Annotated in this window: 12 protein-coding genes and 1 tRNA gene; 8 read left to right on the top strand and 5 right to left on the bottom strand. The window is 67.7% G+C overall.

Annotated features, from left to right (window positions below; genetic code table 11):
- Positions 1–139 precede the first annotated feature (139 nt).
- Positions 140–748, top strand: a complete 609-nt coding sequence (locus tag QHF83_RS12280; protein WP_282417979.1) for a hypothetical protein — start codon at positions 140–142, stop codon at positions 746–748.
- Positions 749–788: 40 nt separating this feature from the next.
- On the opposite strand, the gene QHF83_RS12275 is transcribed toward QHF83_RS12280, so the two are convergent.
- Positions 789–1,706 (bottom strand): pentapeptide repeat-containing protein, encoded by a 918-nt coding sequence (locus tag QHF83_RS12275; RefSeq protein WP_282417978.1) that lies wholly within the window; start codon positions 1,704–1,706, stop codon positions 789–791.
- 118 nt (positions 1,707–1,824) lie between these two features.
- Here QHF83_RS12275 and QHF83_RS12270 point away from each other — a divergent pair, with 118 nt between their 5' ends.
- Positions 1,825–2,745 (top strand): pentapeptide repeat-containing protein, encoded by a 921-nt coding sequence (locus tag QHF83_RS12270; protein ID WP_282417977.1) that lies wholly within the window; start codon positions 1,825–1,827, stop codon positions 2,743–2,745.
- Here QHF83_RS12270 and QHF83_RS12265 read toward each other — a convergent pair.
- On the bottom strand, positions 2,732–3,421 hold the full coding sequence (locus tag QHF83_RS12265; RefSeq protein WP_282417976.1) for a pentapeptide repeat-containing protein: 690 nt from the start codon (positions 3,419–3,421) through the stop codon (positions 2,732–2,734). The genes QHF83_RS12270 and QHF83_RS12265 overlap by 14 nt on opposite strands.
- 80 nt (positions 3,422–3,501) lie before the next feature.
- Here QHF83_RS12265 and QHF83_RS12260 point away from each other — a divergent pair, with 80 nt between their 5' ends.
- Both QHF83_RS12260 and QHF83_RS12255 read left to right on the top strand, forming a co-directional pair.
- On the top strand, positions 3,502–3,921 hold the full coding sequence (locus tag QHF83_RS12260) for a hypothetical protein (protein ID WP_282417975.1): 420 nt from the start codon (positions 3,502–3,504) through the stop codon (positions 3,919–3,921).
- 206 nt (positions 3,922–4,127) lie between these two features.
- The gene (locus QHF83_RS12255) at positions 4,128–4,463 is read left to right on the top strand and encodes a DeoR family transcriptional regulator (protein WP_282417974.1); all 336 of its coding nucleotides are present in this window, start codon (positions 4,128–4,130) and stop codon (positions 4,461–4,463) included.
- Here QHF83_RS12255 and QHF83_RS12250 read toward each other — a convergent pair.
- Entirely contained in the window at positions 4,432–4,722 is a 291-nt protein-coding gene (locus QHF83_RS12250; protein ID WP_282417973.1) for a hypothetical protein, read from the bottom strand. The two genes, QHF83_RS12255 and QHF83_RS12250, sit on opposite strands and share 32 nt — an antisense overlap.
- Before the next feature lie 527 nt (positions 4,723–5,249).
- Between QHF83_RS12250 and QHF83_RS12245 the strand changes: the two genes are divergently transcribed.
- Both QHF83_RS12245 and QHF83_RS12240 read left to right on the top strand, forming a co-directional pair.
- On the top strand, positions 5,250–5,606 hold the full coding sequence (locus tag QHF83_RS12245) for a hypothetical protein (RefSeq protein WP_282417972.1): 357 nt from the start codon (positions 5,250–5,252) through the stop codon (positions 5,604–5,606).
- 142 nt (positions 5,607–5,748) lie between these two features.
- Positions 5,749–6,465: a class I SAM-dependent methyltransferase gene (locus QHF83_RS12240; RefSeq protein ID WP_282417971.1), complete on the top strand. Its 717-nt coding sequence runs from the start codon at positions 5,749–5,751 to the stop codon at positions 6,463–6,465.
- Positions 6,466–6,585: 120 nt separating this feature from the next.
- On the opposite strand, the gene QHF83_RS12235 is transcribed toward QHF83_RS12240, so the two are convergent.
- A tRNA-Asn gene (locus QHF83_RS12235) sits at positions 6,586–6,661 on the bottom strand.
- A 118-nt stretch (positions 6,662–6,779) separates the two neighbouring features.
- On the opposite strand from QHF83_RS12235, the gene QHF83_RS12230 reads away from it, so the two are divergent.
- Together QHF83_RS12230 and ettA are read left to right on the top strand one after the other, a co-directional pair.
- Positions 6,780–8,387, top strand: a complete 1,608-nt coding sequence (locus tag QHF83_RS12230; protein ID WP_282417970.1) for a lipopolysaccharide biosynthesis protein — start codon at positions 6,780–6,782, stop codon at positions 8,385–8,387.
- Positions 8,388–8,497: 110 nt separating this feature from the next.
- Positions 8,498–10,177 carry an energy-dependent translational throttle protein EttA gene (ettA, locus tag QHF83_RS12225; protein ID WP_282417969.1) on the top strand — a complete coding sequence of 560 codons (1,680 nt, stop codon included), beginning with the start codon at positions 8,498–8,500 and terminating at the stop codon, positions 10,175–10,177.
- Between the two features lie 88 nt (positions 10,178–10,265).
- Here the strand turns inward: ettA and QHF83_RS12220 are convergent.
- On the bottom strand, positions 10,266–12,866 hold a 2,601-nt coding region (locus QHF83_RS12220; RefSeq protein ID WP_282417968.1), incomplete at its 5' end, for a MopE-related protein.

The raw sequence follows: 12,866 nt of genomic DNA, 5'->3' as shown, positions 1-12,866 counted from the left end.
ACGGCGTGCCCGGTCGGATCGAATCGTGGTGGATTTCCGAGACGAGCCTAAATAACACCAAGATGAAGGTGAAGCCCCCCGGCGGGCGGGGGCGGCGGCGGAGGCAGCACCAGGTGAAACGACGATGCGCATCGTGTACGTGAGGAACAACCAAATCCATGTCACCGAGGACCCGCTCAAGCTCGTGCGGGACACGCTCGAGTACGGCCTCTCGGACGTGCTGGCCCCCGAGATCGACGCCCGCCTTGCCCCCGGCGGCAAAGGGTTTCACCTCGAAAACGTCTTCACGACTTGGCGAGCAGAGGAGCCGGACGACCTACCGGCGAAATATTGGAACGATCCGCCGTTCGATACGACCCGCAACGAGGTATGGAAATCCCCGGCGCCGATGGCTCCTTGGCCCGACATTTACATGGCGCCGGAGATCCTCCTCGACCAAGCGAAGCTGACGGATCGAGCCGACGTCTTTTCGTTGTGCGCCATCCTGACGCGCTGGGCGACGGGCGAGCCTCCGTTCGCCGGCGATTTCGCCGAGCAAGCCGCGGCGATGCGGCGCGGCGAGCGGCGCGCATGGACGGGCCCGGACGAGCTCGCGGCCATCGTGGCGCAGGGGCTCGACCCCTCGCCCGGCCGGCGCCCCCCGCTCGCGGACGTCGTGGCCGTCCTCGAGCCATTCGCGCCGAAAGGGTCGATCGACGAGGATGACGAGGATGACGAGGATGACGAGGATGACGAACCCGACGAGTGAGAGGACATTCGATGATTTTGCGGCCCGCGAGCGTTTCGCCTCAATGCCCCACGACGTCCTCGAACGTGGGAGGCTCGCCCGTCATGCTCTCGAGATCCGCGCCCTCGAGATCGGCGCGGCGGAACTCGAGGGCACGCGCGGAGGCGCCGGCAAACCGAGCGCCGCGGAGGCGGGTCTCGGTGAACCGCACGCGCTCGAACGAGGCACCGCTGAAATCGGCCTCGGGCAGCGAAGCGCAAATGGGAAAAATGCTGCGCCAGGTCGCCGCGCGAAACGAGACGCCCCGCCCTTCTGCGTCTTGCATGGGACAGGTATCGAAGACCGCGCGCTCGAAATTCGCGCCGTCGAGGTGGGCGCGATCGAGCCTGACGAACTTGAGCTTCGCGCCCGTGAAGTCGGCGCCCGCGAGCCGCGACCGGCGCATGTCGGTGGCCTTGAGGACGTTGCCCGCGAAACGCGCGCGCTCGAGGTTCGCGTCGGCGAGCGCCGTCTCCGCGAGATCCGCGCGCGAAAGATCCGCGCCCTCGAGGTTGGCCCGATCGAGCACGACGCTGCCGAGGTTGGCGCCGCCGAGGTCGGCGCCCGACAAATCGGCGGAGATGAGGTTCGGGCAGGGGCTCCGCCGCCGCGCGTTGAAGAGGCCGACGTCGTCCCACAAGCAACGGATGAGCTCGAGCCGCTCTCGCTGCTCGGGATCGATCACCTCGATGTCCGTGAGGTCGGCGCCCTGGAGGCGCGATCTCACGAGCGCGAGAGCATCGACACGCGCGCCCGCGAGCCGAGCCTCGGTCAAATCGCACCACCCGAGCATGGCCCGGCCGAGATCGAGCCCCGCGAGATCGGCGCCACGAAGATCGATGCGCGTGGGGTGCGGCAGCGCGCTCCTTTGCGCATTGAAGGCTTCGACGTCGCGCCGGAGCAGCTCGAGCCAAGCATGCTTGTCGTGCGGAGAGAGCATCGCCCCCATCGTATCACCGCCGGAGCGGATGCGCCTTTGCATGGCCCCTGAGCTGGGGCTTCGCCCCAAACTCATCGCACTTCCGGGCGCCCGTCGCCGGCGATATACAGGAGCGATCATGCTCTCTCCGAACGACCGCGATGGATGGCTCGAGCTCCTGTTCCGCGACCCAAAAGCGTTCAACGATCAGAAAAATGCGCTCGGGCTCGGGGTGCGGATCGACTTGCGGGGCGTCGATCTCTCGGGGCGTGAACTCGGGGCGGCCCTGCTCTCGGGGCTCGACTTGACGGGAGCGAGCCTCGCGGGGGCGCGCGTGGACGCTTTTTCACTCGCGATGTCGCGCCTCGAGGGCGCCGACATCGCGGGCTTGCGCGCGATCGAGGCGGATCCCGGCCCGCTCGAGGATGTGCGGCTGCTCCGCAGCCTGTGGGACGACATCACCCACTTCAACGCGAATCGAAAAAAAACGCTTGTGTTCGTCCTTGCCGATCTTTCGGGCGCGAAGCTCGCGGGGGCAGACCTCACGGCAATCGCCTTCCCCAAGTCCAGGCTCGCGGGCGCCGATCTCTCGGGCGCGAAGCTCGACGGCGCGTCGCTCGCGAGGTCCGATCTCTCGGGAGCTCGCCTCGTGGGCACCGCCGTGCGGCGCGTCGATCTGAGCGGCGCGCGCCTCGACGGCGCCGATTGCACCGGTTCGGAGTTCCGCAACGCGGACCTCAACGACGCCAACCTCGAGGGCGCGACGTTCGAGCGGACGATCTTTGTCGCGTGTGGCTTGCAGCGCGTCCACGGCCGCGGCGCCTCGTTTCGCGGGACCTCGTGGGAGAGGGTTTACCCCATTGGCGCGGCGCTCGATCACGCTGATTTCACCGGCGCGACGCTGGAGAGCGTCGGCTTTACGGGGACGGATCTCAGCGGCGCGCGCTTCACGGGAGCCACGACGCGCGCCGTCAGGTTTCGCGATGCGAACCTCCTCGGCGCCGCGCTCGACGGGATGAGCGGTGATCCGCCCGTGTTCGAGGACGTCACGGGGCCCTAGGCGCGCCGGCGGGCGGCGGCAGCGGGCCGTCGGACTGGCATTGCTCGAAATGCCATCGAGGCTCGGCCCCCGCCATCGACCAGAGGGTCACGCCGCGGAGGTCGCAGCGCACGAAATTCGCTCCCTGGAACCAGCCATCGGACATATCCACGTCGCGGAGATCGCAATCCTCGAACGTCGTCTCCCGGAACAGAGCCTCGTTCATCCGGCACCCGCGCAGGTGCACGTTGCGGAACGTCGACTGCACGAACTTCGCCGCTGTGAGCTGCGTGGCCTCGAAGCGCGTGTCTTCCACCGTCGCGTCGCGAAAGCCCGCCTTCACGAGGTTACACCGCGTGAACGTCGAGCGGCGGATCGTCGCGTACCCGAACGGTACGAAATTCATCACGGTCTCGACGAAGGTGCAGCCGAGGAGCTCGATGTTGTTCATGTTCGCGGCGCCGAACCTCATTTTCAGGAAATGGCAGTCCTCGAAGCGCGCCCCGGTGAGCGTCTCGTTCCTCACCGGGAAATGACTGAAGCGCATTCCTTTCACTTGAATGCGGCCCGGAGAATCGTCGATACGCGCGGGATCGATCGTCAAACCCACGTCGTCCGGGTTGCGCCGGTCGCGCGCGATGGCCCATCGTCGATGCTCGAGGAGCCGGTCGTGTGTGATGACGTCTTCCCAGTTCATGATCCGTTCTCCGGCGGTCGCGTCGGTTGTCCGATCATCTCGAGATACGCTTCCGCGTACTCGCGCACGCGCCCGCGTGAATGTCGAAGCCCATCACCACGGAAGCACGCTCACCGTCGCGCGGGAACATCGTATCAGCGCCGATGGCCATGGTGCGGTCGTGGAACCGCTTTACCGTATCCGAATCGATGAGCGTGTGCTCGACGTTCACCACGGTCGAGCCGAAGGCCCAACCGACGGGATTCGCTTCCATCAGGGCAAGGATGAGCATCTCGGGGTTCTGGTTGCCCGGAGCGCGCCCGATCTCGGCGTGGAGCTCGCGCCTCGGCGCCGGCGCGCCGGACGACCTTGACGACGACGCGCTGGTCCCGGGTGAGGAAGACGTCGAACACGACGCCGGCGATGCCCATCGCGGCGGCCCGGCGAAAGCCGGCCATGGAGTTTTCCTGATGCAAGAGCGGGGTGCGAAGACGGGATGCTGGACCTCTACGGACATGTGATACCCGCCCGCGAGGAGCATGGCATGTCTACGTAGGGAGGGGGAGATGTCGAAGTTCGGCATCGATCCTGACGATGATCCACCTTCTTTCCCGCCAGCGTACGCGAGGTAAAGCACAGATTGGTTGGACCCGAGCGGAGGCTGGCATTGGGCGCGGTTGTTGCTCATGGCGTCGAACCCTCCACCTCAACGGAAGTAGAAGCGTCCATGCCTGAGAAAGTGATTGCACGGGTCACCTCATTGTCCACGCCCATGAAAGGCCAGAAGTGGCGTTCCAGCGATGACTTTGGGACGACCAGCGTTCCCGAGTCGACGATCCATCTGCGGTGGGACATCGCCCCCAACAGCAATAGCTACTACAACGAAATCTACTTCGACGTCGCGGAAGACCACAAGGGGAGCGATAAGACCGCGTTCACGAACATCCATACCGGAACGCAGACACCTGTCGATAAGTACGACAAGCTCTACATCGGCAACCCGCGCAATGCCGGAAACAGCTCGTTCGACATCATCGTTGTAGCGGTCTACACGGATGAGTGATTGCCGAGCGCGGTCGTGAGGCTGAATCCCCCCGGCGCGCTCCTTCTTTCGATCGCGAGCGAAACCCCTCGTCGTCGAGCCCGATCGTGATCGCGACGGATCCGCCGTGCTCTTCGAGCCCGCTCGTCGCGGGCGGCAAAACATCACCGCCGGCCCCGAGCGCCGCGAAGAGATCGCCGAGCCGCTCGCCGAGCCCGCTCCCGCTCCCGTCCGCGGGATCGCCGGTTCGCTCGACGGAGGTCACGTTCGACGGGGACATGTGGAGATCTCCGAGGCCCATTCGTCGTGTAGACCTCCCCCTCGTCCTCGCTCGGATCGGGTTCGGCCTCCCGCAGCGTACGCTCGCAGAAGCCGAGCCAATTCACGGATTTCATCGAGGGCGGCGTCGGTATGCCCAGGCGAAACCAATCGATCGACACCCACGCGAGGACCCATACCGTTTCCAAGTATACGGTGACCAGGGCGAGCTCGTAAGCCGCTCCCGGCGCTTTCGGGGGGCCGGGCACGTAGTACCCGCCGAGCTCGACGCCCTCCTGCACCGCGGTCGGGCCTCCACCTTTGGCGTCGGCGCTTAGGACTGGCCCCTCGGCGCTCTCGGCCTCCTCGGCGGCCCGTGTGGGGAGAGCCCGACTCGAGCCAATCCCGCCGCGATCGCTTCGGGAGTTTGGGGGCGGAGCCCGGTTTTACCGGGCGTAGCCCCCATCGTTGAACGCGCGTGAGCGCCACCGCCCGCCAGCGCATGTTGCCCGAGCATTCGGGACACACCATCACGTCAATCGCAAACACATGCCGCAGTCGGTGACGCCGCTCTTCCGCGAGCTCTTGCTTCGCCTGGCGACGCGTCCCGCGCTCTACGACCTCGAAGGACAGGACGCGCGCCTGATGAGCGTGCTCCTCGACGAGCTCGCGACGGTCTCGATCGAGAAGCATCGCCTGCCGATGCCGATCGATCCGCGGCTCCGTCGTTTGGTGGATGCGATGACCGCCGATCCGGCGAACGGCGCGACGACGAAGACGCTCGCCGACGCCGATTCGCTTCGCCCACGTCCGCGAAACGTCCAGCCCGTCGGATGCGCAATCCGTGTCGCCCCCGAATTCTGCCGCTTCGCTGCCATGGCCGTTCTGAAAAACAATTTGTCTTGATTGCGCAATGCAGTCAACAACGACGGGATCTGCCTTCTCTGCCATGCCAACGCGTTCGCGAAGTCGAGCCCGTGGGCGATACGGGGCTCTCTTTTGCCCGATGGTAAGCCACGAGCGCTGTCATTCGACAGCAGGAGGAACGATGACGAAGCCTGATCCCTTTTCTGTGCTCACCGATTCACGCGTAGCGCGCGTGTTGCGCCGCCTTCATGAAGAAGCGGATAAGCAATCCTTCGGTCTGGCACTCCACTATCTCCCGAAGCTGCCCGCCCTCCTTCTGGGGCGTAAGGTCGCCCTCGATGACGCCTCGGCTCTCCGCTCGCGCTATTTCGCGGACAAGTTCATCGCGCTCGAGCGTCCTCAAGGTGCGTTCTGTCATCAGACCGTGCGCGCGCTTCAGGCGAAGCTCGTCGTCGAGTTCGGCACGTCATTCGGCATCTCGACGATCTGGCTTGCCGCTGCCGTACGTGCGAACGGTGGTGGCAAGGTCATCGGTACCGAGTTCGTCCCAGAGAAGGCCGCGCGCGCGCAGATGCACATCGAGGAGGCCGGTCTCGCCGACATCGTCGAGATCCGCGTCGGCGATGCGCTCGAAACACTCCGCGTGTTGCCTGGAGAAGTCGACATGGCGCTCATCGATGGCTTCCCGCAGAAGTCGGTCGACGTGGTGAAGCTCCTCCGGCCACGGCTACGTACCGGCGCCGTGGTCGTCGCCGACAACGTCGGTGTCATGAAAGGTGACTACCGTCCCTACGTGGATTTCATGCGCGACCCACGCAACGGCTTCACGTCGATGCTGATCCCGTTCAAGTCCGGCACCGAATACTCCGTCCGGACGGCCGAGGCGAAGGCGATGTGAGATGGTGTCTCTCGAGCTGTTCCTTGTTCTCGGCTCCCTCGAAGGTCGCGGGAACGTGGGACAAAATGACGAAGGCCCCGGAGATTGCTCTCCGAGGCCTCAGTTTCGTTCGAAGGAGATTGGCTCCAGCTGCTGGACTCGAACCAGCGACCCGGCGGTTAACAGCCGCCTGCTCTACCGACTGAGCTAAGCTGGAATGGCGTCGTCGAAACGGACCGCGAGGATACCCGCGGAGCTTCGTCCGTCAAGAACTTTTTTCGAGCCCACGCGAAGAACGCCTCCCGGCCCGGTAACGAGCGGTTGCTCTCCCCCGCGTGTTCTGCGAAGAAGCCGCCGTGCAAGACGCCGCGCCCGCCCCCGCGACGAACGCCCCCGCGCCTGCCGGAAGCGGTGCCGCGCCCGCCGCGCCGAGCGCCGCACGCACGGCCGGCCGCGGCGGGCTCGCCATCGCCTTCGCGAAGGTCTCGTTCATCATCTTCGGCTTCGCCCAGCAGCTCCTCCTCGAACGGCTGCTCGGGCAGGCCGGCTACGGGCAGATCTCCCGCGTGCTCGCGATCGTCGGCGTGCTGAACAACGTCGTCGTCGCGACCGCGATCCAGGGCGTGTCCCGCGTGGTCTCGACAGCCGCGGAGGAGAACGTGGACGCGGCCTTCGCGCGCACGCTCCGTGTTCACGTGGTGCTCGCGGTCGTGCTCTCGCTCGGCTTCGCGCTCGCCGCGGGGACGATCGCGGCCGAGGTCGGCGCGCCCCACGTGGCGACGCCGCTGCGCATCGTCGCCGCCGTGGTGCTGCTCTACGGCATCTACGCGCCGCTCGTCGGATCGCTGAACGGGCGCAGGCGTTTCCTCGATCAGGCCGGGCTCGACGTGGGCTACGGGCTCGTCCGCACGCTCGGGATGGGCGCCGGGGCCTTCGTGCTCTTGCGACTCGGCGGGAGCGGGACGCTCGGCGCGACGCTGGGGTTCGTCTCCGCGGCCGCGCTCATCGTGCCGATCGCGATCACACGTTCGGGCGTGGGCAAGAGCGGCGCGGCGGGGCCGAGCGCGCGCGAGTACCTCGGCTTTCTCGGCCCGCTCGCGCTCGGCCAGCTCGCGCTGAACCTCTTGCTCCAGACCGACCTCCTTCTGCTCAGCCGCTTCGTCGGGCGTGAAGCTGGCCGGCTCGGGCTCGCCGCGACCGCGTCCGACGATCTCATCGGGATCTACCGCGGCGTGCAGCTCTTCTCGTTTTTGCCCTACCAGCTCCTCATGTCCGTGAGCTTCGTGCTCTTCCCGATGCTCGCGAAGGCCCGCGCCGAGAAGAGCGAGCCGCTCGTCGCCGAATACACGCGGGCCGGCGTGCGCATCGCGCTCGTGGTGACGGGCGCGGTCTCGGGGACGATCGCGGCGCTCGCCCCGCACGTGCTGCGTTTCGCCTACAAATCGAGCGCGATCTGGGAGCACGGCGGGCCGGTGCTGCGGGTGCTCGCGCTCGGGATGGGGTCGTTCGCGATCCTCGGGATCAGCTCGGCAGCGCTGACGGGGCTCGGGCGCGAGCGGATGAGCGCGACCTTCAACGCGCTCGCGGTTTGCCTCGTGGCGCTCGGGTGCATGGTGGTGACGCCGCGCCTCCCGTTCGGCCCGCCGATGCTCTTCGGGACGGCGATCTCGACGTCGATCGCGCTCGGCCTCGTGGCCGTGATCGCGGCGATCGCGCTGCGTCGCGAGGCGGGTGCGTTCGTCGCGCCGCTCTCGCTCGTGCGGGTCGTCGTGGCCGCGGCCGTGACGGTGGCCGTGGGGATGCGGCTGCCTTGGCTCGGCAAACCGGCCGTGCTCATCGAGGGCCTCGTGACCGGCGCGCTGTATCTCTCCGTGCTCGTCGTGACGGGCGAGCTTGGCAAGAAGGACCTTTCGCTCGTCCGGAAGGTCCTCGGAAAGGCCTGAACGTTCGGGAGAACCCGCACGTCGGGCGTGACGAATCGTCGGCTTTCAGTATCCTTCGCCGCCCCTCCTCACTTCACCATTCATCAACTCGCTAGAGCGGTAAGAGAAACGTGGCGCATCAGTTCATTTTCACGATGCAGGACGTCCGGAAGGTGCACCCCCCGAACAAGGAGGTGCTGAAGGGCCTGTGGCTCTCCTTCTTCCCGGGCGCGAAGATCGGCGTCCTCGGGCACAACGGCGCAGGCAAGAGCACGCTGCTCCGGATCATGGCGGGCACCGACAAGGACTTCCTCGGCGAAGCGAAGCCCGCCGACGGCACGCGCGTGGGCTTCCTCCCGCAGGAGCCGAAGCTCGACGCGGGCCGCACGGTGCTCGAGAACGTCGAGGCCGCCGTGTCCGAGACGCGCAAGCTGATGAAGCGCTTCGAGGAGATCGGCGTGCTGCTCGGCGAGTCGCCGGACAACATGGAGGAGCTGCTCGAAGAGTACGGGGTCCTGCAGGACAAGATCGACGCGTCGGGCGGCTGGGAGCTCGATCGCGTGCTCGAGCGAGCGATGGACGCCTTGCGCCTGCCGCCCCCGGACGCCGAGGTCGAGCACCTCTCGGGCGGCGAGCGTCGCCGCGTGGCGCTCTGCCGGTTGCTCCTCGAAAAGCCGGATCTTTTGCTCCTCGACGAGCCGACGAACCACCTCGACGCCGAGAGCGTGGCGTGGCTCGAGCGGTTCCTCGCCGAGTACACGGGCACCGTCGTGGCCGTGACCCACGATCGCTACTTCCTCGACAACGTGGCGGGCTGGATCCTCGAGCTCGATCGCGGCATGGGCTACCCGTACGAGGGCAACTACTCGGGCTGGCTCGAGCAGAAGAAGAAGCGCCTCGAGCTCGAGCAGAAGCAGGAGTCCTCGCGGCAGAAGACCTTGGAGCGCGAGCTCGAGTGGGTGCGGATGAACCCGCGCGCGCGGCAGGCCAAGAGCAAGGCGCGCCTCGCGGCCTACGAGACGCTGCTCGCCGAGGATCAGAAGGCGAAGGAGTACTCGCCGAGCCAGATCCACATCCCGGCGGGCGCGCGCCTCGGCAACGTGGTCGTGGAGGCCGATCACCTGACGAAGGCGTTCGGCGACAAGCTGCTCATCGACGATCTCTCGTTCTCGCTGCCGCGCGGCGGCATCGTCGGCGTGATCGGGCCGAACGGCGCGGGCAAGACGACGCTGTTCAAGATGATCATGGGCCTCGAGAAGGCCGACAAGGGCGCGCTCCGGATCGGCGAGAGCGTGGAGCTCGCGTACGTGGATCAGTCGCGTGACGCGCTCGATCCGAACAAGAGCGTCTGGCAGGAGATCTCGGGCGGCGAGCAGACGCTGCTCGTGGGCAAGCGCGAGGTGAACTCGCGCGCGTACGTGGCGTCGTTCAACTTCCAGGGCGCCGATCAGCAGAAGAAGGTCGGTGATCTCTCGGGCGGCGAGCGCAACCGCGTGCACCTGGCAAAACTGCTCCGCCGCGGGGGCAACGTGCTCCTGCTCGACGAGCCGACGAACGATCTCGACGTCGACACGCTGCGCTCGCTCGAGGAGGCGCTGCTCGAGTTCGCCGGCTGCGCGGTGCTCATCAGCCACGATCGCTGGTTCCTCGACCGCATCGCGACGCACATCCTCGCGTTCGAGGGCGACAGCAAGGTCGTGTGGTTCGAGGGGAACTACCAGGATTACGAGGCGGATCTGAAGCGGCGCAAGGGCGCCGACGCGAACGAGCCGCACCGGATCCGCTACCGGCGCATGACGGACGTCGGCTGACGTTTCGTTCGAACGCCAAAGAAAAACCCCCGCGGGATCTGCACGATCCGCGGGGGTTTTTCCTTTGGGCCGAGGGCCCAGCGTCAGGTCACGGGCAGGCCACGCCGCAGTAGGTGTAGACCTTGTCCACGCAGATGTCGTCCCACTCGTTGTTGCAGCACCACGAGTCGGCGGCGCAGACCGCCGCGGCGCACGCGCTGCAACTCGTGGTCAGCGGGACGCCGACCTGGCAGACGTTGTGCGCGCAGCACATGGCCGTGGTCCCACCGCCGCAGTACAAGTCGACCTCGGCGGTGCACTGGGCATCCCAATCGTTGGTGCAGCAGTACGAGTCGACCACGCAGACCTGCGCGATGCAGGGGTCGTTGCTGCAGCCGCTCGTGAGCGGGCCGCCCGCCTGGCACTTGCTGTGCGCGCACGGCGGGGCGCAGCCATTGTCGACCGTCCCGTTGCAATCGTTGTCCTTCGCGTCGCCACAGACCTCGGTCGTCGGGAAGATCGTCTGCGCGCAGGCGATCGTGCCCGCGGTGCAGGCGGCCGCGCCCTTGGCGCATTCGCCGAGCTTGCCCGAGACGGTGCAGGCCGCGCCGCCGCCGGGGTTGCCGTTGTCGACCTGGCCGTTGCAATCGTTGTCCTTGTTGTCGCAGATCTCGGCCGTCGGAGAGACGTTCTGGCTGCAGAGCAGCGAGCCGCCGGCGCATAACGTGGTGCCGGCCGAGCAGACGCCGGGCTGGCCCGTATTGCAGGCCGCACCGCCGCCCGGGTTGTTCTCGTCCGTGAGGCCGTCGCAATCGTTGTCCTTGTTGTCGCAGGTCTCGGCCGTGGGCGTCACCGTCGCCGTGCAGACGAGCGCGCCCCCGGAGCATTGCGTGATGCCGGCCGAGCAGACGCCGGGCTGGCCCGTGACGCAAGCGCCGCCGCCGCCCGGGTTGTTCTCGTCCGTCGCGCCGTCGCAATCGTTGTCCTTGCCGTCGCAGACCTCGGCCGAGGGCTGGTTCGTCTGGACGCACGCGAGCGCGCCGTTCTGGCATTGGAGGGTGCCGGCGACGCAGACGCCCTGCTTGCCGGGTACGCTGCAGGCGCCGCCGCCGCCGGGGTTCGACTCGTCGGTCTGGCCGTCGCAATCGTTGTCGAGGCCGTCGCAGGTCTCGGCCTGGGGCTGGTTCGTCTGGACGCACGTGAGCGCGCCGCTCTGGCACTGGAAGGTGCCGGCGACGCAGATGCCTTGCTTGCCGGGCACGTTGCAGGCGCCGCCGCCGCCGGGGCTGCCCTCGTCGATCTGGCCGTCGCAGTCGTTGTCCTTGTTGTCACAGAGCTCGACCGTGGGCTGCGTGGTCTGCATGCACGAGAGCTGGCCGTTCTGGCATTGCAGCGTGCCCGTGGCGCAGACGCCCTGCCCTCCCGTGGCGCACGCGCCGCCGCCGCCGGGGTTCGATTCGTCGGTGGCGCCGTTGCAGTTGTTGTCGAGGCCGTCGCAGATCTCGACCGAGGGCTGGACGATCGCGGTGCACTTGATCTGGCCGTCCTGGCAGGCCGAGGTGCCCGTGGCGCAGATGCCGAGCTGGCCCGTTTGGCATGACGCACCACCGCCGGGGTTGCCCTCGTCCGTCTGGCCGTTGCAGTTGTCGTCGAGGCCGTTGCAGGTCTCGGCCGAGGGCTGGACGTTCGGCGCGCATTGCAGCGTGCCCGAGGTGCAGGTGAGCGTGCCGGAGGCGCAGACGCCCGGCAGGGGCGTGGTGCAGGCGACGCCGCCGCCGGGGTTGCCGTCGTCGATGGTGCCGTCGCAATCGTTGTCCATGCCGTCGCAGGCCTCGGCCTGGGGCTGCTTGGGGACACACGCCTTGGGCTGCCCGCCGACGCACGCGGCGACCGTGACCTGACACGCGCCGAGGCCACACGTGACGGTGCCGAGGTTATCGTCGATGAGGAGGTTGCAATCGTCGTCGAGGCCATTGCACTGCTCGGGCTGGCCGGGGAGCGGGGTGCACTGCTGGGGCACGCCGTTCACGCAGTTCTGGGCCGTGACGACACACGCGCCGGCGCCGCAGGTGGTTTGTCCGAGGTTCTCGTCGGTTTGCCCGTCGCAATCGTTGTCCGCGCCGTCGCAGGTCTCGTCGACGGGGACGACCTCGCCCTCGCAGGCGCTCCACTTGCCGTCCGCGCAGGTCTGCGCGCCCTCTTTGCACGCGCCGACGCCCGCCGTCCCGGAGCCGCCCGAGTAGCAAGCCTGGGTGGCGCCGTCGATGCAGCTGCATCCCTCGTCGATGGTGCCGTCGCAATCGTCGTCGGTGCCATCGCAGGCGTCGCCCGTCGCGGGCGGGAGCGGCGTGCATTCGGGGACGAGGCCATTCTCGCAGCCCGCGACCGTGACGGAGCACGCGCCCATTCCGCAGGTGATCTGGGGGATACCGTCGTCGACCTGGCCGTTGCAATCCTCGTCCTTGCCGTCGCAGACCTCGGGGGCGCCGCTCGGCAAGACCTCGCCGGCGCACGTCGTGTCCCACTGGCCATTCACGCACGCGACGGTGCCGCCCTTGCATTCGCCGAGCCCCTGCGTGGCGGGGTCGCCGGAGTAACAGGGCTTGGTGTCGCCGTCGATGCACGCGAGGCCGCCGCCCGCGCCGCCCTGGCCGCCCGCGCCGCCTTGCCCGCCGATGCCGCCGACGCCGCCCGCGCCGCCCGGGCCCTG

It is taken from the genome of Polyangium sp. 15x6 (assembly GCF_029960785.1).
In the GTDB taxonomy this organism is placed as follows: Bacteria; Myxococcota_A; Polyangia; order Polyangiales; family Polyangiaceae; genus Polyangium.
This window is presented reverse-complemented; position numbering and strand designations above follow the sequence as displayed.

Bases quoted from the DNA above. Each gene is read 5' to 3' on its own strand.
- QHF83_RS12240 (WP_282417971.1), top strand. From the start codon at position 5,749: ATGACGAAGCCTGATCCCTTTTCTGTGCTCACCGATTCACGCGTAGCG.
- QHF83_RS12270 (WP_282417977.1), top strand. From the start codon at position 1,825: ATGCTCTCTCCGAACGACCGCGATGGATGGCTCGAGCTCCTGTTCCGC.
- QHF83_RS12275 (WP_282417978.1), bottom strand. From the start codon at position 1,706: ATGCTCTCTCCGCACGACAAGCATGCTTGGCTCGAGCTGCTCCGGCGC.
- QHF83_RS12245 (WP_282417972.1), top strand. From the start codon at position 5,250: ATGCCGCAGTCGGTGACGCCGCTCTTCCGCGAGCTCTTGCTTCGCCTG.
- QHF83_RS12250 (WP_282417973.1), bottom strand. From the start codon at position 4,722: ATGTCCCCGTCGAACGTGACCTCCGTCGAGCGAACCGGCGATCCCGCG.
- QHF83_RS12265 (WP_282417976.1), bottom strand. From the start codon at position 3,421: ATGAACTGGGAAGACGTCATCACACACGACCGGCTCCTCGAGCATCGA.
- QHF83_RS12255 (WP_282417974.1), top strand. From the start codon at position 4,128: ATGCCTGAGAAAGTGATTGCACGGGTCACCTCATTGTCCACGCCCATG.
- QHF83_RS12260 (WP_282417975.1), top strand. From the start codon at position 3,502: ATGTCGAAGCCCATCACCACGGAAGCACGCTCACCGTCGCGCGGGAAC.